The organism is Eisenbergiella tayi (genome assembly GCF_001881565.1).
GTDB classification, from domain to species: Bacteria; Bacillota; Clostridia; order Lachnospirales; family Lachnospiraceae; genus Eisenbergiella; species Eisenbergiella tayi.
The window spans coordinates 67,528-89,267 of record NZ_MPDJ01000016.1 but is presented as its reverse complement, the minus strand read 5'-3'; the positions used below and the strand labels follow the sequence as shown (position 1 = coordinate 89,267).

At 46.1% G+C, this 21,740-nt stretch carries 13 protein-coding genes; 5 read left to right on the top strand and 8 right to left on the bottom strand.

The window, feature by feature from the left end; translation table 11 throughout:
• The first annotated feature begins 194 nt into the window (after positions 1-194).
• From BLA28_RS31920 to BLA28_RS31910, 3 genes are read left to right on the top strand one after another with little or no spacing between them, the layout of a single operon-like run.
• Positions 195-1,991 (top strand): sensor histidine kinase, encoded by a 1,797-nt coding sequence (locus BLA28_RS31920; RefSeq protein WP_069156752.1) that lies wholly within the window; start codon positions 195-197, stop codon positions 1,989-1,991.
• Entirely contained in the window at positions 1,984-3,570 is a 1,587-nt protein-coding gene (locus tag BLA28_RS31915) for a response regulator transcription factor (protein WP_069156753.1), read from the top strand. The genes BLA28_RS31920 and BLA28_RS31915 overlap by 8 nt, the downstream gene beginning before the upstream one ends.
• Positions 3,567-6,245, top strand: a complete 2,679-nt coding sequence (locus BLA28_RS31910) for a hypothetical protein (RefSeq protein ID WP_069156754.1) — start codon at positions 3,567-3,569, stop codon at positions 6,243-6,245. The genes BLA28_RS31915 and BLA28_RS31910 overlap by 4 nt, the downstream gene beginning before the upstream one ends.
• 69 nt (positions 6,246-6,314) lie before the next feature.
• Here the strand turns inward: BLA28_RS31910 and BLA28_RS31905 are convergent, their stop codons facing one another.
• The 4 genes from BLA28_RS31905 to BLA28_RS31890 all read right to left on the bottom strand — a co-directional run bounded on the left by BLA28_RS31905 (position 6,315) and on the right by BLA28_RS31890 (position 11,032).
• Positions 6,315-7,811 (bottom strand): sulfatase, encoded by a 1,497-nt coding sequence (locus BLA28_RS31905; RefSeq protein ID WP_071699746.1) that lies wholly within the window; start codon positions 7,809-7,811, stop codon positions 6,315-6,317.
• A gap of 17 nt (positions 7,812-7,828) precedes the next feature.
• Positions 7,829-8,698, bottom strand: coding sequence for a carbohydrate ABC transporter permease (locus BLA28_RS31900; protein ID WP_242880576.1), 870 nt, complete (start codon positions 8,696-8,698; stop codon positions 7,829-7,831).
• Between the two features lie 12 nt (positions 8,699-8,710).
• Entirely contained in the window at positions 8,711-9,592 is an 882-nt protein-coding gene (locus tag BLA28_RS31895) for a carbohydrate ABC transporter permease (RefSeq protein ID WP_069156756.1), read from the bottom strand.
• Positions 9,593-9,679: 87 nt separating this feature from the next.
• A complete protein-coding gene (locus BLA28_RS31890) occupies positions 9,680-11,032 on the bottom strand; it encodes an extracellular solute-binding protein (protein ID WP_069156757.1) in 1,353 nt (450 codons plus the stop codon).
• A 275-nt stretch (positions 11,033-11,307) separates the two neighbouring features.
• Here BLA28_RS31890 and BLA28_RS31885 point away from each other — a divergent pair, with 275 nt between their 5' ends.
• A complete protein-coding gene (locus tag BLA28_RS31885; protein WP_044967654.1) occupies positions 11,308-13,113 on the top strand; it encodes a cache domain-containing sensor histidine kinase in 1,806 nt (601 codons plus the stop codon).
• A complete protein-coding gene (locus BLA28_RS31880; RefSeq protein ID WP_069156758.1) occupies positions 13,082-14,617 on the top strand; it encodes a response regulator transcription factor in 1,536 nt (511 codons plus the stop codon). The genes BLA28_RS31885 and BLA28_RS31880 overlap by 32 nt, the downstream gene beginning before the upstream one ends.
• Before the next feature lie 37 nt (positions 14,618-14,654).
• On the opposite strand, the gene argS is transcribed toward BLA28_RS31880, so the two are convergent.
• The 4 genes from argS to BLA28_RS31860 are packed head-to-tail and all read right to left on the bottom strand — an operon-like array spanning position 14,655 to position 21,505.
• Positions 14,655-16,424, bottom strand: coding sequence for an arginine--tRNA ligase (gene argS, locus BLA28_RS31875; protein ID WP_069156759.1), 1,770 nt, complete (start codon positions 16,422-16,424; stop codon positions 14,655-14,657).
• A 10-nt stretch (positions 16,425-16,434) separates the two neighbouring features.
• The gene (locus BLA28_RS31870) at positions 16,435-17,112 is read right to left on the bottom strand and encodes an epoxyqueuosine reductase QueH (protein WP_069156760.1); all 678 of its coding nucleotides are present in this window, start codon (positions 17,110-17,112) and stop codon (positions 16,435-16,437) included.
• Positions 17,113-17,121: 9 nt separating this feature from the next.
• A complete protein-coding gene (gene carB, locus BLA28_RS31865; protein ID WP_069156761.1) occupies positions 17,122-20,316 on the bottom strand; it encodes a carbamoyl-phosphate synthase large subunit in 3,195 nt (1,064 codons plus the stop codon).
• Positions 20,309-21,505, bottom strand: a complete 1,197-nt coding sequence (locus BLA28_RS31860; RefSeq protein WP_069157345.1) for a carbamoyl phosphate synthase small subunit — start codon at positions 21,503-21,505, stop codon at positions 20,309-20,311. Before BLA28_RS31860 ends, carB begins: the two co-directional genes overlap by 8 nt.
• Between the last annotated feature and the right edge of the window lie 235 nt (positions 21,506-21,740).

Below are 21,740 nucleotides of genomic sequence, written 5' to 3'. Positions count from 1 at the left end.
AACATAGGATTGATTATAAAAAACATAACATTTCACATGTAAACCTTATTTTTTTACAGCATAATATCTAAGGTGATATCCTTTCTGTAACGCAATCTATGGTTTTTATAATTCAATTTTTCAGGAACAAATGATACTATTTAAATTGAAATAACAGACTGCAGATCACAGTACAGACAGCAGATGGGGGAATTATGCAGAAAGAAAAAAAGACCTTTCACAAAATGCATTTTATATCCAATGTATATCGCTTTATTATTTTTCTCATCCTTCTTATCGTAACCATGCTGATCCTGATCATTAACTACAATTTTTCCAGGCAGAACCATCAATATACCCTGGACTACAATATGTCTGCCGTGAAAGGGCTGAAGGAACTTATTGCGGATCAGGAACATTTCTTTCTCCAGCAGCTGAACAATACCTATGAATCCTATTATGCCTATAAGGAAGGGCTTTTTTCCTGCCTGAATTCCTCCCGGCATGAGTCCTTCCCCTACCGGCAGAATATTTACCGTTTTTTGAACGAATCCTTTCCGCCTAATTCCGAAATGAGCTCTCTTACCATATACGCGGCAAGTGATAATCAGATATATTCCGTTACCAAGCAGGTACGCAAGAATTTTTCAGCCTCGCTTCCCGAATTTTCACCGCTGATCGAATGCTATGAGAACCCCTTCACCGTCCTTCGGGTAATGCCTTCGCAGTCCTCCCGGATTCTGGAAACCTCACGGGGCTACAGCTTCATTTACTGCCTCCGCGACGTTATCACCAAAGTCAATATCGGGGCGATCCAGGCGGACTACAGTGTATCGGAGGTTCAAAAATTCCTGTCCTCCAACTATCCCGGCGTAAAAGGGGATTTTCTTGTCATTGATTTGGATGGCAATGTTCTGTTCGATACCTCCGGTTCCTGGTATGATGCCCCCTTTCCCTGGGCAGAACAGTTTATTTCCTGCAAAAAGATGGACAACGTACTTGTGACTCTGGATCATGAAAAATATTACGTAAACATGGAAGCTCATTCCTATCCCAACATCCGGGTCATCGGCCTGGTATCCCAAAAAACACTGTCCGCCGATATACGCAAAAATATTGCCCTGATGCTGCTGGCTACAGGAAGCGTGACCGCCCTGACCTGTATCGGTATTTACCTTTATTTAAACAGCAGCTCCCGGCAGCTTAACCTGATATACCTCACCATGCTCCGGATACAGAACGGGGAGCTTGATTCTTATATTCCCGTTGATAATAAACATAAAAATGAACTGGTTGACATCTCCGTCTCCTTCAATGACATGCTCCGTAATCTCAACCTGTATATCGATAAGGTATATAAAACCGAGATAGAAAACCAGCGCTACAAGCTGAAAGCCCTGCAGTCCCAGATAAATCCCCATTTTCTTTACAATACGCTGGAGGCCATCCGGATGAAAGCCGTCCTTCAGGAGGAACCGGAGATTGGGGAAATGATATATATCCTTTCCAAGATTTTCAGGAATTCCATAAAAAATGAAAGCATACTTCCTGTCCGCCAGGAAATTGAAAACTGCAAAAATTACCTCCGTTTATGTGATATCGAATATAAAAACCTCTTCCGTTATCATTTTCAGGTGGAAAACGCACTGCTCACGGAACCCATTATCCAGCATGCCCTCCTTGTCATGATTGAAAACTATATCATGCACGGTTTCGACAGCAACCGTACCGATAACTATGTCCATGTAACAGGCTGTGTGGAGAACGGCTTCGCGGTATTCCGGGTCCGCGATAACGGCTTCGGCATAAAAACTACGGAGCTGGAAAAGCTTCGCCTCTCCTTCCTGGAAAAATCCATCGATCATGTGGAACGTATCGGGCTGAAAAACATCTATCAGCGAATGAAGCTGCTCTACGGAGAGAACTGTGATTTACAGATCCTGTCGGAATACGGACAGGGAACGGAAATCATTTTTTCATTCATATACAAAGGAGAATCGGTAAATGATTGATGTAATAATTGTAGATGATGAGCCGTTGATCCGGGACGGGCTGGTAAAGCTTTTTTCCTGGAAAGATTATCAGATGCAGGTAAGCGCTGTTTTCCCAAACGGTTCCCTCGCCCTGGAATACCTGGAAAAGCATGCCGCGGATATCATCATCACGGATATTAAAATGCCTGTCATGAACGGCATTGAACTCATGCAGGAATGCCAGCGAAGGAACCTTCCTGCCAAATTCATCGTACTCAGCGGCTATTCCGATTTTGAATATGTAAAAACCGCCGCAAGGCTGGGAATAGAAAATTACCTGCTGAAGCCTGTGGATACCCAGGAAATGTCCCAGACCCTCATTCAGGTAAAACGGAAAATAGAAGCGCAGCGCCAGAATAAAATACTGCTGGAGGAGGGAATCCGCATTCTGCGCAATAACCTCCTTTACCGTATGATGATAGGCGAAATCTCCTATGAGGAAATCGAGGAACGAAGGGAATATCTCAACATTCCCTTTGACAGCTGCGGCTACCGGGTCGCCATTCTGAAATTCCTGCCCCAAAGTCCCGACACGGCCCTTCAAAAGCAGCAAAAGCCTCCGATAAAGTCCGTACTCCGTCATCTGGAACAAAAGGACTATATCCATGCCGTCACCGATTTCGGCGGCCGTCTGCTGTATCTGCTCTTCTGCGGCTGCAGGGCTGTTCCCTCCGGAAAGGACAAAGCTGTCAGAGCCGATTTGGAGCATATCGTCCAGTATGTCCTGGCCACCTCTCCCTTTCATGCGTTTGCAGCCGTGGGCACATTGGCGGAGAACATCGATACCATACCGGAAAGCTGTGCCAAAGCCTTTGCCCTGATCAATACCGCGGGCTACAACAGCCCCAGCAGCATCCGCTGGGCAGACGATGCCGTCGAAAACGAAGCGCTTCTGCTGCCTCACATAGAGTTTGACCAGCTGATACGCCTGAATGAAAAATTTTTATATAAGAAGGAAGAAGATGTCATGGCTATCGTGGATGATATTTTCCGAACCAACCGTTTTATTACCTTAGACGGACTGCAGATGCTCTCCTCCATGATTGTTTCCAAAATCTATTCCAACAGCAGGGCCTACGGCTCCGATCCCGATCCGGAGGTGCTCAGCCTGGAAAACCACCTGGAGGATGCTTACACCCTTTCGGATTATGATTCCATACACTGCTGGACAAGAGATATCATTCATAAAATTTTTCTATACGAAGAAGGAAAGGATTCCGGGAAAAATCAGGCCGGAGCCACGAATATTAAAAAAATACTTCTGTATCTGAATGAAAATTATACAAAAGACATCAACCTGAAAACCATTGCGGAAACCTTCCACTTAAACGCCCTGTATCTGGGAAGGATACTGAAGCTGGAAACCGGCTGCACCTTTACGGAATACATGAACAGGCTGCGTCTTGATAAAGCCATTGACCTGCTGATCCATACCGATTTATCGGCAAAACAGGTTTCCGAACAGGTCGGCTACAGCAACGATAAATATTTCAATACTCTGTTCAAAAAATATACGGATATGACTCCCGGTGAATACCGGAAAAAGGAGGAATTATGAGCACAAGAATTTATGAAGCACTGAATGGGAAACAGGGGAACTACATCCTTCCCTTTTTCTGGCAGCATGGAGAGGATGAAGAAACCCTGCGGGAATATATGGGGGTCATCCAGGATATGGGCATCCGGGCCGTCTGTCTGGAATCCCGTCCCCATCCCGATTTTGCAGGGCCCAAATGGTGGGAGGATATGGACGTCATCCTCTCGGAAGCAAGGCAGAGGAATATGAAGGTATGGATTCTGGACGACTGCCATTTTCCCACCGGCTATGCCAACGGGGCCATGGCGGACGCAAAGGAGGACTTACAGAAATGGACCGTATACCATCTGATGGTGGATCTTGCCGGTCCCGCAGATCTGCGGGTGGATGTGGATTCCCTGCTGTCCGGAATGGGCATCGGTTTCCCGCTCCCTCCGGACGGGCCGCTTTCTCAGAAAAAAGAACTTTTATGCGCCGTATTGTACGAAAGGCAGGATGAAACCTCGGATGCCCTCTGTCCCGGATACAAGCTGGTAACCGATTCCCTGAGAAACGGCCTGCTGCCCCTTTCCCTTCCGGAAGGCTTTTACCGCCTGTTTCTGGTCTACAAATCACGCAATGCCGGACTCGCCAATAACAGCTATATCAACCTGCTGCAGGGCGAATCCGTAAAAATACTGCTGGATGAAGTGTATGAGCCCCATTTCGAACGCTACCAGGCCGATTTCGGCACAACCATCGCCGGTTTCTTCTCCGATGAGCCCGGCTTCTATAACTGTATTGATACGGTATTTAATTTCAATGCCATTGTAGGAAAAGAAAAAATGCCCCTGCCCTGGTCAAAGGAGCTGGAGGAGCTCCTCCTTTCCGACGGAAACACCTGCGGTGATTTGGTACGGCTCTGGTACGATACCTCAGCCGATGATGACGCCGCTTTCCGCTACCGGTATATGGATGCGGTCACCAGGCTTTACGAAAAGAATTTCTCCCTGCAGCTGGGTGACTGGTGCCGTTCCCACGGGGTGGAATACATAGGCCATATACTGGAGGACAACAACTCCTCTTCCCGCCTCGGCCCCAGTGCCGGACACTATTTCCGCGCCATGACCGGACAGGATATGTCGGGTATCGACGTGGTAACCTCCCAGATCCTTCCCGGACGCAAAAACGTCCATACCACAAACGCCGCCCTGAATTCGCAGTCCGACGGGGAATTCTACCATTATGCCCTCGCTAAACTGGGCGCAAGCGACGCCCACCTTGACAAAAAGAAAAAGGGACGCGCCATGTGTGAGATCTTCGGCAATTACGGCTGGGCGGAAGGCGCACAAACCATGAAATGGCTGACTGATTTTATGCTGGTAAGAGGCATTAATGTCTTTGTCCCCCATGCCTTTTCGCCAAAAGACTTCCCGGATCCGGACTGCCCGCCTCACTTTTACGCCCACGGGAACAATATGCAGTCCTCTTACCTGAAATATCTGTTCCTCTATATGAACCGGGTATCCCACATCCTCAGCGGAGGAAAAAGCGCTTCCCACGTGGGCATCCTCTATCACGGAGAAGCGGAATGGTCCGGCAAAGCCCAGCTGTTCCAGAAACCGGGGCGGTTGTGCCTGGAATGCCAGACAGACTACGACGTCATCCCCGCCGACCTGCTTGCGTGTCCGGAAAGCCTTGCCGCCGGTCTGACAGCCGATAAGGAACTTGAATTGGGCGATCTCTCCCTGCGCTGTCTGATCGTGCCTTATTCCCAGCGCCTTCCCCATTCCCTGCTTCGGGGGCTGGCACAGCTTTCTTCCCTGGGCTTTCCTGTCCTCTTTGTGGACGCCCTCCCTTCCGGTTCCAGCGAAGGAGAGGATATGGAAAAAGAACGGCTGATTCTGGAAAGGAATGCACTCGTTCTTCCTCTGGCTTCCATAAAGGCTTACCTGAAACAGCAGTCCCTGCCGGTCGTCACCTTCCCGTCCGGAAAGGAATATAAAGATCTGCGCGCTTACCAATATGCCGGGCCGGACTATGAATGCGTTATGCTCATGAATGAATCCATCGGCACAGCCATACACGACAAAGTCCGTTTTACCTCCCTGCAGCCTGCCCTGGAATATGACGCTTATGAAAATTGTCTGTATCAGATCATGGCAGAGGATGACTGTCTGCTTTTGGATTTGGAACCGGGAGAATCCCGGATTTATATATCCCGGCTTCCGGAAGACGAAGCTTCCCTCCCGAAACCGCCTAAGCAAAGACCGGTTAAAAGGCAGGAGCTTCATGGTGAAATCCGGCTTTCAGCGGCTTTTGTACAGGAGAAGGATACAAATAATAATTTCAGGCCCATGGGCGGCCTGGACAGTCTCACAGACTTATCCATGAGAGACGAATTCCTCGATTTCCATGGTATACTCCGGTATGAAATGGATTTTTCCTTCCATGCGGATGCACAGAGCACCGGAAAAGAAGCCATCTTCCTTGATGGGGCCAATGAAGTGGTTTCCCTCAGCGTAAACGGACAGGAAGCCCTTGTCCGCATCGGTTCCCCCTACCGTTTCGAGGTGGGGCCGTTCCTGAAGGATGGAGAAAATCATCTGGTGATTGATAATGTTACCACCGTATTTCCTTATGTAAAGGATCATCCTTCTATAAATACCGGGCTGCATCCTATGGGGCTTTGCGGGAAGATATGGCTGGAAAGCTGAGAGCATTATTCCTTAATCAAGTTCATTTCCTGTTTGTCATACTTTTCAAAAGGAAGGCCGCTGAATAAATCAGCAGCCTTCCTCATATTCTTCCAGATACTTTCCCAATCCCAGCCTGATATATTGTTCCTCCGGCGCTTGTGCTTCCCGCATCCCTGTCACCAGCTTTCGGCACATAACCGCCTCTTTTTCTCTGTCCTCCAGGTTTTGAAGCTGGGCATAGTCATTTTCCAAATCAAAAAGCCGGGAATCCATAACAAAATCTATATTTCCCGAATAATCCTCCGGAAATAAGGCGGGAATCCGATATACCGGATATCGTGTATAAGGCAGATACCTTCCCATCTCTATCTTTTCCGCATACCTTTCGTCAAAATAACGCCAACAGGTAGAAGGAATTCCGCAGTATTGATATAGCGGGCTGTTATCTCTGCTTTCAGGCGCCCTGAAATACGTGTATTTTCCATCATATACATTGACTGCCCGTCCAAACCAACCGTAAATAATCTGTTCTCTGTCTTTTTCCTTTCCCTCCAAAATATCCTTCAGGCTCTTTCCCTTTACTCTTTCCGGGATGTCACATTTATGATGCTGCAGAATCGTAGGCATCAAATCAATATTCTGTGTCAGCTGCTTTATCCTCTTTCCTGAGTATTCTCCTCCGGGAAAATGAATCATAAGCGGAATATGAGCCATTTCATTATAAGCATGCATAATATTTTTACCGGTAAATCCATGTTCACCCAGCATATGGCCATGGTCGGTTGTGAAAATAATCAGTATATCCTCATACATTTCATTCTCTTTCAAGGTTTCTAATAACTTTCCAAACCAATAATCCGCCATACTCAACGTACCCAGATAGCACTTTTCCAGATGCTCCACCGCATCCGCCGGTTCCGTAACCTCGGCATAGGAGGGCCAGCAGAACTCCCGCCCCTTGTAATTATCGTCATACAATCTGTGATATTCTTCCGGACAGTCAAAAGGCTCATGGGGATCAAAACTTTCCACCATCAGAAAGAAATCATCACTTCCTCTGTTCTTTTCCACCCACTCACAGGCAGAGCGGAATGTTTTGGGTGACGGATATTCTTCCTCCGACACAAATGCTGTTTTATTCAGCACATATTGGGATGATTTTTTCCCATAGCTTTCAGAATCAACCGGAGGCTGGTTTACCCGGGATATCCAGGTATCAAATTCCTGTCCTCTGTGATAATCCCAGGTATTAAACAAATAGCAGTAATTCTCTCCGCCGATTTCAAAATAATGGGTATGATCAGTAGTGATGTGGGTAAAAATTCCTTTTTCCCGCAGCAGAGACGGAAGCGTAATGTCAAACGGCTCCACGCCTCCCCAGCCTCTTTCCAAAAACTGCATTCTTCCTGTAAAAATATCTCTTCTTGCCGGCATACATGGTGCAGAGCCAATAAAATGATTTTCATACACCGCACAGTCCCGGGCAAAAAGATCCATATTAGGTGTAATTCCTTTTGCCTTTTCATCATATGTCTTTAAATACCTTCTGTTCAGTGTATCCATCAATACCAGAATTGTCTTCATAATTTTTTTGCTCCTGACTATCCCTTTATTCCTGTAGTTACAATTCCTTCCACAAAATACTTCTGCATAAATATATACATGATAAGGAGCGGCAGCATAATCAGTGTTGTGGCCGCCATCAGATAATTCCATTGCGTGATAAATTCTTCCCGAAAAACACTCAGCGCCAGCTGTACGGTCCACATATTTTTTCTTGTTGTAATGATTAACGGCCATGTATATTCATTCCATGTACTCGTAGTTTTAAATACAATTAATGTTGCAAAAATTGATTTACTCAAAGGAATATATACCCTGATAAAAGCTCCAAACCTGGATAACCCGTCAATTTTAGCCGCATCATCCAAAGATTTTGGGAAATTCATAAAGAACTGGCGGAATAAAAATACACCGAAGGCTCCGGCAATATACGGCGCTACCATACCTGCGTAAGTATTGATCAGTCCTGTCCCACCCTGACCGAACAAATTATTTCCGCCTGCCAAAGGTACATATTTCATAGCCACAAAATTAGGCAGCATTGTCACCTGCTGCGGAATCATCATCCCCACAAGAGCAAGAAGGAATAAAAGATCTTTCCCCTTAAATTCCAATCGGGCAAATGCATAGCCCGCCAGTGAATTGATAACAAGACTTATAATCACCGAAAGAAAAGTGGTATATAAAGAATTTCCGAAAAACCTTCCCCAATCAGAGGACTGCATCGCTTCCACATAATTAGAAAACAGCCACCGCTCCGGAAGAAGCCGGAAAACAGCACTCGATATCTCGGAGGAGGTTTTCAGGGAAGTAAAAAACATAATCAGGAAAGGTATAATAATAATTACACAGAACAATAACATAAATAAAAACAACAGGAAACGGGCACCCATCTTCTTTTTTCTCAAAGCAATATCCCCCTATCCGATATCCAAGTCCTGGCCCTGGTTGCCATATCTGAAGTTCAGCAATGTAAAAATAAGTATAATCAACAGCAGAAACACTGCTTCAGCAGCGCCATATCCCATGCGGTATTCGGTAAAGGCGCGGGTATAAATCTGATGTACAATTGTAGTGGTAGCATTCATCGGACCGCCCCCCGTCATAACATTAACCTGTTCGAAAACATTGAATGCATTAATAACCCCTGTGATAACTATAAAAAATGTAACCGGACGCAGCATCGGAATAGTAATACGGAAAACCTTCTGTAAGTATCCTGCCCCGTCTATGGAAGCTGCCTCATACAAATATCCAGGTATATTATTCAGCCCCGCCAGATAAAGAGTCATGTAATAACCTACACCCTTCCAGACACCCATTACAATCATAGCCCCCAGGGCAAGCTTTTCATCATAAAGCCATTGTCTGGCATCAAAGCCCAATGCCTCCAATATCACATTGAATACACCATGCGTAGGATCATACATCCACAGCCACACCATGGACATAGATACCATAGATGTCACATATGGCAGGTAAATAAATCCTCTGAAAAACCGCGTTCCCCATAAAGCTGCGTTATTTAACGCCAAAGCAAGGATAAATCCTAAAATGAGGGTCATAAATACTGTAAATATCACATATATCAAAGTATTTTGAACAGATTTCCAGAACAGGCCATCCTGAAGCAAATCCGCATAATTTTTCAGACCGGCAAAGGAAATTGTTTTTAAATTGAAATCTGTAAAACTTAAACCGATGTTTACAATAATTGGGAATAAAACGAATAACAGAAAGAAAATATAATACGGAGCAATAAACCAATACGCGCAGTTGTCAGTTGTAACATTCTTTTTCATCCGAATCCTCACCAGCTCTTCCCTTCCATTAACAGCTTACCTTTAACTGCGGGCAGTTCAGTGCCTGCCCGCAGGATACAGTCCCTATTACTGGATTTCCTTTTCCAGCTGTGCCAGAGCATCCTTCAGTGCCTGCTCAGGCGTCTTCTTACCATTTATCACCTCTTCATATGCTACAGAAACATACTTATTATAAACGCTTATCCACGGTACTGTCGCTTTTCCTTTACCGCTTTCCACATAGCTGATAACTGCTTTATTCAGTTCTTCATCACCGGATTGAATAAACTGTTCTTCCAGTGATTTTTTTACAATGGGAACCTTGAAATCTTCTGTCCTCATCCATACAATTTCATTGGAAAGCATGTGTTCCATAAATAACCAGGCTTCCTCTTTATGCTTGGACGTTGCACCCATCGCTATCAGATTATAACCGCAGAAGGAAATTCCAGGCTCTGATCCATCCTTGGAGAGAACGGGCAGATATCCCAGTTCTGCGTCCGGATTATCCTGCATATACTGGCCGAGCTGCTGGGGAGAAAGATTGCTGATCGCCGACATCCCCTTCATAAAAGGTCTCTCATCTCCTTTTTGCTGATCATGAGGAATGGAAACATTCATCTGAGCCAGATCACCCAGAAAAGTAAATGCATCAATAGCCCCCTGATCCGTAAACGCCGGTTTCAGATTTAATTCATCAACGACAGCCGATCCGGCACTGCGCATGTACGGCTCTGTAAATACAAGAGAACTGTCAATAGAAGGAATATCCAGGCCAGCAAAAACAACTTTATCTCCCTCTCTTTCCGTCAGGGCCAGCGCTGCATTTTTCAATTCTTCCCATGTGGCAGGCGGATTTTCAGGATCGAGCCCGGCCTCCACAAACTTGTCTTTCCGGAATGCATAAACCTGAGGATTCGGGAAAATTCCCAACGCCACCTGCTCTCCCTGGTATTTGCCCATCTCATAAGCACTGTCAAACAGATCCTCCTTTTCTTCCCAGCCTTCCACATAGCCGTCCAGTTTCTCAAAATCGCCCAGCGCTCCTCTTGATCCCACTTCAGCAAGTACCAACTGGATTACATCGGGATATGTATCGCTTAAAACTGCTGCGTTCAGCTTTGTTTCCTGATCGGAAATCGTTGAAGACATTCCTGTTGCTTCCACCTTTATATAAGGATATTTTTCTTCAAAAGAATCAATACATTTCTGTGTAAATTCCGTATCGGCCTGCGATGTTCCCTGATGCCAATACTGAATTGTCACCTGCTCTTTTTCGGAATCCTGCCCATTGCTCCCGGCTTTCTCCGTATTTTCTGAAGCTGCCGCGGGCTCCGTCTGAACGGATTGTGTCGGCTGTTCTCCTCCGGCACAGCCGGTCAGCATCATAACCCCCAATGCTATCGCAATCATTTTCTGTACATTATTTCTTTTCCACATAAATCCCTCTCCTTCCTGTTTCTTAAAAGCTGAAGGCCTTCATTCCTTGTAAAGCAATTTTATCATTTGCTTATACGAAATTCTTCTTCTATTTATTGGTAAATTTAAAATATATTCGCAAAAAGTGTTCTTACTTTTATGTGCATTTTTATTTTTAAACTTTTTTCGGAATGTTTTCTCTTATTTTTGGATTGTGCATTTTATACATTTCCTGCTATTTACCAACTACACTTTTGTATTATATAATTAGAGCAATGTAAAACGAGGTGAATGCCATGCAGAATAAGCGAAGTATATCCTTTCAGATTATCATTACTGTAATTATTTCTTTTGCTGTTTTATTCCTTTTTTTCTCTGTTCTTACTACGGAACTATATTACAGGAATGTAACTGCTATCATGCAGGAATCACAGCAGCATTCTATTACCCAGCTGAACGAAAGCTTTGATGTCTTTTATCAGCAGCTCATCTATACCTTAATCCAATTATCAGGTGATTCCACCCTAAAGCAATACCTGACAAAAGTGCCCGAAGATAATTTTGAGTATTATCAGATGCAGCGGTATGTCCATGATTTCCTGCAGACCTATATTGGTTTCTTCCCGAATTCTAATGTACATCTGATCCTTTATGGTGAAAACGGCCAGACCTATACTACCTATAATGAAACACTTTACCTGGAGGAAACGGGAATTCTGGAAGAAGATTTTGTGAAACAGGCCGAAAGAAATCACAGACGTCTTGGTGTTTCCTATTTCCACGCAGGACTGACTCCTTACACGGAAAATGATGAATATATGTACATAGCCCATGCCTTATATGATCCATATCGTTCCAAATATTATGGCACTATTTTAATTGTTATTGATGAAACCTGTTTTCAGAATCTGTATTCCGATCTGATTCAGGATAATAATCATTTTTCCGTTATCACGGAAGATGGGCTTGTTATATCAGACAATAAAAGTGAACTTTTGAACAGTGTTGATACGGAACTTCTTGCTATTGCCCAAAAGAATCCCTCAGGCATCCGGGAATACGGTGGCGAAAAATGGATTCCCAGTGCCGTTTATAATGAATATTTTAATTTTCATATTATCCAGCTGACGAAATACAGCGCTATCACCTCAAAGGTATTTCCTTCCATAATAAGGATATTGGAGCTATGCTGTATAGCCCAATTTATTGTCATTGGATTTTTGGTATATTTATTCCAAAAGATCACCCGGCCTATTCACCGGCTTTCCATAGCCATGCAGAACGTATCAGGAAAAGACCTTCTGCTTCGTCCGGAACCCATGCAGTTTACAGGCTGTTCTGAAGCCCGGCTTCTGGGTGAAAGCTTTAATGAAATGTTTGGGAAGCTGGAATATTATACAAAAAAACTGATTCAGGAACAAGGTGCCCGTCATACCGCAGAACTGAATTCCTTACAGCATCAGATAAACCCTCATTTTATATATAACACCCTGACTTCCATTAAATATCTATCTCTGGCCGGTCAGCGGGATAAGGTTATAACCGGAATAAATTCTCTCACAAAGCTTCTGCGTAAAACTCTGGGAGATATAAGGGAAACCATTCCATTAAAACAGGAGCTTGATTTGCTTCAGGATTATTTTCAAATCCAACAGCTCCGATACGGAGACGGTATCCGGCTTAATATGAATATACGGGAAGAATGCATGAATGCTTCAGTACCTAAGTTTTTTCTTCAGCCACTTGTGGAAAACTCTATTTTCCATGGGTTTTCCACAAATAATCCCAACGGAACCATCAGCATTTATGCCACAATAAGTAACCGACTGCTCAAACTGGAAATAATGGACAACGGAGTGGGTATACCTCCTTCTATTCTGGAACATATCATGGATGTATCTGTTGAAAATAACAAAGATTGCCTTACTAGAATCGGGCTGAAAAATATTGAGGATCGAATAAAAATGATTTATGGTCCGGACTATGGTCTTTCTATTACAAGTACTGCCGGATATGGTACCCAGGTAGTCATTTATCTGCCTGCATTGTATCCCGAAGGAGAAAAAAATAATGAAGAATCTGCAAAAGATAGTCATAATTGATGATGAAATGATTTTAAGAAATGGTTTCAAATATTTATGTGACTGGGAGTCTCATGGTTTTACAATTGCGGGAGAAGCTGCAAACGGAATAGAGGGTTTCCATCTTGTCGAACAGATCCGGCCTGAAATTGTAATAACCGATATTGTTATGCCTGGAATGGACGGCATAAGCCTGACCGCACAAATAAAAGAACATTTCCCGGATACACATATCATTGTTTTAAGCAGCTATGACGATTTTTCCTATGCCAAATCCGGTTTCAAGCTCGGCATAGATGATTATCTTCTGAAACCTGAACTGGAGGCCTCTGATTTGCTTCATCTGCTTGAAAGGCTGAGCATATCTGACAATTTGACAGATAAAAAAAGTACCGCATCTCAATTTTTTCAGGAAATACTTACCTTTTACAGTATTGAAGAAAAACTCTGCCTGGCTGAATTTCGGGATCGAGGCATCTTTTTTCAACAAACAGCACCTTACATACTGCTTGTAACCTCCTATACCGGTTCCCTGCCCCTGCATAGGTTTCTTCCATCCATAACTGATTCCTGGCTGAAATTTTTTCCCCGTTTTCCCAGTATCTCCTGTGTAACAAACCATGGAAACTGCTGTATTCTTTTTCAAATACCCTCTTCGTTGACAGCTCCGTCAGAAGATGAACTATCTGCTTTTATACGGGAGTTGGAACAGCTGCTGCTCAGTCCCTTTCTCTTCGCATGTTCCTCCCCTTTTTCTTCTTTGGAAGGGCTCTCTCAAATATATGAAGAAATGTGTCGGCTGCTTTCCTATCGTTTTTATTTCCCGGATAAAAAATTACTGACAGAACAGGATATTCATAAAGGAGACGTTTCTTTTCCGGAGGCTCTTTTTACCCGCTGTCTTGACCCTCTTCATCTGGAGAATGCCCGTTCCCTTATATACAGCTACATTGAAGCCGTACAAAAACAGGCAGGTACAGATGTTTTCACTCTCAAAAAGCAAGTTGAAAATGCAGTATATACCCTTATTCAGGCTCTTTCGGATGCATCCTTTTCCACTGATGAAATTAATTCCGGCAAAGTAATGCTTTTTAAGAGAATGGATCTTTCCTCCGACTGTGATTCCCTGAAGCAGGTACTGGAAGAAACTTTTTGTTCTTTGGAGGATATCGTTAAGAAAGGAACTAAAGAGAGGGAGAGCAGTCTGTTTTACCAGATAGAAGATTATATAAGACAGAATTGTGATCAGGAACTGAAACTTTCTGAACTGGCGAAACGTTTTTCTATAAATTATACGTATCTCTCCACGCTGTTCTATCAGAATACCCGTGAGCACTTCCCCGATTATCTGAACCGAACCAGGGTGGAAAGAGCAAAAGAGCTGCTGCGGACGACCGATGACTCCATCCAGTGTATCAGTGAGAATTGTGGTTTTATGAACCAAGGCTATTTCTCAAAAGTATTCAAAAAAATTATGTCCTGTTCACCCAAAGAATACCGTAAGTTATATCATAGAAAAAGCTGAAGGTTCCGCTTCTTGAAAAAGAAGCGGAACCTTTCATTTACATCCGGTCAGGCGCCGAAAATCCCAGCAAATCAATGCAGGTTTCCAGCACATCCTTTGTCAGGACAAGCAGTGCGATCAGGCCGGCCTTTTTCGTCTCATCCTCCTCAGCGATAATTCTGGTTTCGTGATAGAAACGGTTGAAGGCGTTAGCCAGGTCATAAATATAAGCACATACCTTATGGGGAGCGCATTCGGTGAATGCGGTCTCCATCATGGTATTGAATTTGGCGATTTCCATCATCAGCGCCTTTTCATCCGGGCTGACGGCGGGGGCGAGCTGAACTTTATCAAGGCTGCCGCCCTGTTCCTGGTATTTAGCCAGGATTGACTTGATGCGGACAATGGTATAAAGGATATACGGGCCGGTATCTCCTTCGAAGGAGGTGAAGCGATCCACGTCAAAGCTGTAATCCTTTGCCGCCTGGTTGGACAGGTCGCCGTATTTGATGGCTGCCAGACCTACGATATCCGCGATTTCCTTCGCTTCCTCTTCCGGCATGTCGTGACGGCTTTCCATGATTTTACGGAGCATTTCTTCATCGATATCCGATATCAGCTTTTCCAGTCTCGGCACGCCGCCGTCCCTTGTCTTAAAGGGTTTGCCGTCTTTTCCATTCACCGTACCGAAACCGATATGGATGAGCTTCACATCTTCTCCCACAAGCTTTGTCTTGCGCGCGCAGCGGAAAACCTGCTCGAAATGCATGCTCTGTCTTTTATCGGTAATATAAATCATGATATCCGGATCATATTTGGTCACACGTTCGCTGATGGTTGCAAGATCTGTGGTGCTGTAAAGCGCCGCGCCGTCTGATTTCAGGATGATGCAGGGAGGAATTTCCTTGCTGTCGGTTTCTTCCTTCACATCCACCACAAGGGCGCCGTCACTTTCATAGGCATAACCGCCCTTTTTCATGGCTTCCACCATTTCGGGGAGCAGATACTGTACGGTGGATTCTCCGTTCCAGAGATCGAATTCCACGTTCAGCTTCTCATAATTTTTCTTCATATCCGCTACGGATACCCGGATAATATGATCCCACAATGCCCGGTGGCCTCTTACCCCATTCTGGAGCTTAAAGGTATTTTCCATGGCCTTTTCCTTGTAAGCCGGATCCTCTTTGGACTTGCCGCTCGCCGTAGGATAGATTTCCTCCAGTTCGGCGATTGTGAAGGGAGCCTCCTGGGGATAGTCCCCCGCATAGCTCTCGTCAAAATAGGGCAGCTCAGGCTTTCTTTCCTGAAGCTCCGTGATGATCAGCCCCATCTGCAGGCCCCAGTCCCCCAGATGGATATCTCCGATAACCTTATATCCTGCAAAACGGGCGATTCTCTTAACGCTTTCCCCGATGACGGCAGAACGCAGATGCCCCACATGCAGGGGTTTCGCCACATTCGGTCCGCCGTAATCCACGATGATGGTCTTTTCTTCAGCGGGCATTTCCATTCCGAATTTTTCACCGGCTTCCATTTCCTTCAGATATCCGCACAGGAAATCGTCCGACAGCTTCAGGTTCAGGAATCCGGGAGCCACCGCTTCCACCTGGGAAAAAACCTTGCTGTCTTTTAACTGCTCCGCCACCTCATTGGCTATCATAATGGGGGCTTTATGATATTTTTTTGCGCCGGCCATAGCGCCGTTGCACTGGTATTCACACAGATCCGGGCGGTTGGAAAGAGTTACCTTTCCCAGTTCTTCTTCATAGCCCGCACCGGCAAACGCTTTTTTCATTTCCTCGGAAATTACTTCCAGAATTTTCTTCATTTAACAAACCTCACTTCTCACTGTTCCGCCGGTCCCGCTCATTTTTGGAAAAAATGCAGCCGCAGTAATCCTGGCGGTACAGACCATATTTTTCAGAAAGTTCTACAGAACGTTTATAGCCATTCTTCTTTTTGAAATCAGACGGAAGAAACGGGACGCCGTACTGTGCGCCAAGCTTCTCTCCGATTTCATTCAGCTTGTCCGCATTTTTCAAAGGGCTGATTGTGAGGGTTGTGGTAAAGTTGTCAAAGCCCTTTTCCCCGGCAAGCCTTGCAGTCTCACGAAGACGGATTTCATAACAGCAAAAACACCTTTCGCCGCCTTCGGGAATCTGTTCCAGCCCTTTCACCGCGGCAAAAAACACCTCCGGTTCATAACGGCCTGTTTCCATTGTGATAAAAGAAGGGGCTTCGCTGTTCATTTCCTCAATCAGTCTTTTCTGCTCCGCCGTCCGTTTTTCATACTCCTGCCGATCCGTTATGTTGGGATTATAATACAGGACGGTAATATCAAAAAAATCACGCAGATATTCCAGCACATAGCTGCTGCAGGGTGCGCAGCAGCTATGGATGAGAAGCTTCTTTTTTCCGGTAACAGGGACGGCCTGCGGGTCATGGCAGCCGCTGTTTTCTTCCGGCAGTCTGCGGAGGATATCCTCCAGCTGTTTCTGATAGTTCACTTTATTCATAATATTCGTTTACAGCTTTGCAATATCAATCAGAGATAATTCATTACTCTTTGTTTCCAGGCTTCCCACAAGGGCTCTTGCGGTATCCAGGCTGGTCAGGCAGTTCACGCCTGTTTCGATGGCGGTTCTGCGGATGAGGAAACCGTCTCTGGATTTGTCCCTGCCCTGGGTAGGGGTATCGATAACCAAATCAATCCTGTGTCCCAGAATCAGATCCATTACCGTAGGGGATTCCTGGTTGATCTTATTGACCTGGCGCGCCTTTATTCCGGCTTCCTTCAGCGCAGCCGCGGTGCTTCTGGTCGCATAGATAATATAGCCCAGCTTTTCAAAACGGCGGGCAATGTCAATCGCCTCTCCCTTGTCCGCATCCTTTACGGTAATGATCATCTGCTTATGCCTCGGCAGATCAATGCCTGCTCCCAGGAACGCTTTATAAAGGGCTTCGTTGAAGGTTTTGGCAATACCCAGACATTCGCCGGTAGATTTCATCTCCGGCCCGAGGCTGATTTCAGCACCACGGATTTTTTCAAAAGAGAATACAGGCATTTTAATTGCCACATAGCCCGCTTCCGGCTGAAGGCCGGGTTCATAGCCCAGATCCCGGATTTTCTTTCCGATGATCACTTCTGTGGCAAGATCCACAATGGGGATTCCTGTCACCTTGCTGATATAGGGCACCGTTCTGGAGGAACGGGGATTCACCTCAATGACATATACATCCTCGTCCACCACGATGAACTGGATGTTAATCAGGCCGATTACATGAAGGGATTTCGCAAGCTTTCTGGTATACTCCGCTATAGTTGCCTTTACACCTTCACTGATTGTCTGTGCGGGATATACGGAAATACTGTCTCCGGAATGCACGCCTGCCCGTTCGATATGTTCCATGATGCCGGGAATCAGGATGTCGGTACCGTCGCAGACAGCATCCACTTCCAGCTCCTTGCCCTGCAGATATTTATCCACAAGGATAGGATGATCCTGTGCGATTCGGTTGATGATTTCCATAAATTCTTCCACTTCCGTATCGGAAATGGCTATCTGCATCCCCTGGCCGCCGAGCACGTAGGAAGGACGCACAAGAACGGGATAACCCAGTCTGTTTGCCACAGCCTTTGCCTCCTCCGCCGTGTATACGGTTCCGCCGGAGGGTCTGGGGATTCCGCATTCCTCCAGTATCTCATCAAACAGCTCTCTGTCTTCAGCGGCATCCACATTTTCCGCGCTTGTTCCCAGAATGGGCACGCCCATCTTCATCAGGCTTTCCGTCAGCTTGATAGCTGTCTGTCCGCCGAACTGTACTACCGCGCCGTCAGGATGCTCCATGTTTACCACGTTTTCCACATCCTCAGGGGTGAGGGGTTCAAAATACAGCTTATCCGCAATGTCAAAGTCGGTGCTGACTGTTTCCGGATTGTTATTGACAATAACCGTTTCATAGCCTTCCCTGGAAAAAGCCCAGGTAGCATGCACGGAGCAATAGTCGAATTCGATACCCTGACCGATACGGATGGGGCCGGAACCCAGAACGAGAACCTTCTTGCGCGCATTCGTTTCCACGGCTTCATTTTCCCCGCCGTATACGGAATAATAGTAAGGGGTGCTCGCTTCAAATTCTGCGGCGCAGGTATCCACCATTTTATAAGAGGCAACGATACCGTTGTCATAACGCTGCTGCTTAATCTCTTCCGCCGGGATACCGGTAAGACGGCTGATAACCGTATCCGGGAACTCGATCCGTTTCGCTTCTCTGAGAAGTTCCGGAGTGAGAGGGCCTTTGACAAGAGCCTGTTCCATTTCCACGATAATGGCTATCTTATCAATAAACCAATGATCCACCATGGTGATTTCATGGATCGTGTCATAATCGATTCCCTTACGGATGGCTTCGGCAATCACATAGATTCTCTGGTCATCCACTTTTTTCAGACGCTCTTTCAGTTCTTCCACGGAAAGCTCTGAAAAATCATAGCTCATGAGGCAGTCCACATGCTGTTCCAGGGAACGGATGGCCTTCATCAGGGCTCCTTCAAAGCTGTTGCAGATGCTCATAACCTCTCCGGTAGCTTTCATCTGTGTGGTCAGCGTTCTTTTTGCAGTAATAAATTTATCAAAAGGAAGACGGGGCAGCTTCACCACACAATAGTCTAAAGTGGGTTCAAAGCTGGCATAGGTCTTCCCGGTTATGGCGTTCTTGATTTCATCCAGCGTATAGCCGAGGGCGATTTTGGCGGCAACCTTCGCTATGGGGTAGCCGGTGGCCTTGCTTGCCAGCGCCGAGGAACGGCTCACACGAGGATTTACTTCAATAACACAGTATTCAAAGCTTACGGGATGAAGGGCAAACTGTACGTTACAGCCGCCTGTGATCTGCAGTTCGTCGATAATATTCAATGCGGCGCTGCGCAGCATCTGGTATTCCTTGTCACTCAGCGTCTGGGAAGGGGCCACAACGATGCTGTCTCCGGTGTGGACACCGACAGGATCGATATTTTCCATGTTGCAGACCGTGATACAGTTTCCTGCACTGTCGCGCATTACTTCATATTCGATTTCCTTCCAGCCCGCTATACAGCGTTCCACAAGTACCTCACCCACACGGGACAGGCGCAGGCCGTTTGCCAGAATTTCTTCCAGCTCCATCTGGTTATGGGCGATACCGCCGCCGGAACCTCCCAGCGTATAAGCGGGACGCAGCACAACCGGATATCCGATCTGTTTTGCAAAAACGACGCCGTCTTCGATATTTTTAACTACCAGGGAGGGAGCACAGGGCTCACCTATTTTTTCCATGGTATCCTTAAATTCCTGCCTGTCCTCCGCCTTGCGGATGGTCTGGGAAGTGGTTCCCAAAAGCTTCACGTTATGGGCGGCCAGGAAACCGGATTCATCCAGCTCCATTCCCAGATTCAGCCCGGCCTGTCCTCCCAGGGTGGGGAGAATGCTGTCCGGCTTTTCTTTTTCGATGAGCTGTTCCAGCACTTTAACGGTGAGGGGCTCAATGTATACTCTGTCTGCGATGTCCCTGTCTGTCATGATGGTAGCCGGGTTGGAATTCACCAGGATTACCTCCACGCCCTCTTCCTTCAGGGAACGGCAGGCCTGCGTGCCTGCATAATCAAACTCGGCAGCCTGTCCGATAACGATAGGACCGGAACCGATGACCATTACTTTTTTAACATCAGGATTCTTAGGCATGCTCATTTCCTCCATTCATCATCGTGATAAACCTGTCAAACAGAAACCCGGAATCTTGCGGTCCAGGGCAGGCCTCAGGATGGAATTGAACGGTGAAAATATTTTTACCCGTATACTCAAGGCCTTCATTTGTCCCGTCATTGACATTGACGAAAGCAGGCGCCGCCACTTTTGGATCCAGCTTGTCCATATCCACTACATAGCCATGGTTCTGGGAAGAGATATATACCCTCCCTGTAGTCAGATCCTTTACCGGGTGGTTTCCGCCTCTGTGCCCGTATTTCATCTTGAAAGTATCGGCTCCGGTAGCCAGCGCCATGAGCTGATGCCCCAGGCAGATGGCAAAAATCGGAATATCCGTCTCATACAGCTTTCTTATTTCCCGGATAATGCTTTCGCATTCCTTGGGATCCCCCGGGCCGTTGGAAAGCATGATGCCGTCCGGCTTATCCGCTATAATGTCCGCCGCCGGTGTCAGCGCCGGATATATGGTAACGTCGCAGCCCCTCATGGCGAGGGAACGGGCGATATTGTCCTTAGCTCCAAGATCCAGCAAGGCTACTTTTTTGCCGGCTCCGTTTAACTGCTTCACCAGAGAAGGTTTCTTTTCCTTGACTCCGTTCAGAAAGCTTTCCTTATTAAATACGGCGCTTCCGGAAATCGGCCCGTTTTCAGCCAGATCCTTCGCACCCTTTATTTCATACTTATTCTCACAGGTCACCTTTTCCACAACATTCCCTGTGGTATATGCTGCGAGGCGGGGAAGGATTTCCTCCAGGCTGTAATCCGCATTGGTGGTTATCATCCCGTTCATGGTTCCTTTTTCTCTCAGGATCTTGGTAAGTGCCCTCGTATCAATGCCTGCAATTCCCGGCACCCCGAAGCTTTCCAGATACTCCTGAATGGTACAGTCGGATCGGAAATTACTTGGCATTCTGGACAGTTCTCTCACGATAAATCCGTCCGGCCATGGTCTTCTTGATTCGCAATCTTCCTTGCATACGCCGTAATTGCCGATTAACGGATACGTCATACATACGGCCTGTCCTGCATAAGAGGGATCTGTCAACACTTCCAGATAACCGGCCATCGATGTATTAAATACGATTTCACTGATTATCTCTTTTTCGGCCCCGATATGAATTCCTTCAAATACCGTGCCGTCTTCCAGTATCAAAAATGCCTTCATTTTCATCTGCACATCCTTTCCCATAATCGATTAATTGTATCACAAATGATTTGAGTGTTCAATCATTTTTTCCATTGCCTTCCGCCTTTTCATAACAGTACAGCCCCTCTCCAGCCTCTGGGCCTGTGTATCCTGCCCGGCCGGCCTTCCTCTCTCCGCTGCCGTTCCCAGCCATGCAGAGGTCCTTGAAGGGGACGCTCCCGCTCGGATAAACACGCAGCGGTACTAAGGCTGC

Coding starts and splice junctions, on each gene's coding strand:
- BLA28_RS31890 (WP_069156757.1), bottom strand. CDS start 11,032: ATGTGGAAAAGAAATAATGTACAGAAAATGATTGCGATAGCATTGGGG.
- carB (WP_069156761.1), bottom strand. CDS start 20,316: ATGCCTAAGAATCCTGATGTTAAAAAAGTAATGGTCATCGGTTCCGGT.
- BLA28_RS31885 (WP_044967654.1), top strand. CDS start 11,308: ATGCAGAATAAGCGAAGTATATCCTTTCAGATTATCATTACTGTAATT.
- BLA28_RS31920 (WP_069156752.1), top strand. CDS start 195: ATGCAGAAAGAAAAAAAGACCTTTCACAAAATGCATTTTATATCCAAT.
- BLA28_RS31915 (WP_069156753.1), top strand. CDS start 1,984: ATGATTGATGTAATAATTGTAGATGATGAGCCGTTGATCCGGGACGGG.
- BLA28_RS31880 (WP_069156758.1), top strand. CDS start 13,082: ATGAAGAATCTGCAAAAGATAGTCATAATTGATGATGAAATGATTTTA.
- BLA28_RS31905 (WP_071699746.1), bottom strand. CDS start 7,811: ATGAAGACAATTCTGGTATTGATGGATACACTGAACAGAAGGTATTTA.
- BLA28_RS31910 (WP_069156754.1), top strand. CDS start 3,567: ATGAGCACAAGAATTTATGAAGCACTGAATGGGAAACAGGGGAACTAC.
- BLA28_RS31895 (WP_069156756.1), bottom strand. CDS start 9,592: ATGAAAAAGAATGTTACAACTGACAACTGCGCGTATTGGTTTATTGCT.
- BLA28_RS31870 (WP_069156760.1), bottom strand. CDS start 17,112: ATGAATAAAGTGAACTATCAGAAACAGCTGGAGGATATCCTCCGCAGA.
- argS (WP_069156759.1), bottom strand. CDS start 16,424: ATGAAGAAAATTCTGGAAGTAATTTCCGAGGAAATGAAAAAAGCGTTT.
- BLA28_RS31860 (WP_069157345.1), bottom strand. CDS start 21,505: ATGAAGGCATTTTTGATACTGGAAGACGGCACGGTATTTGAAGGAATT.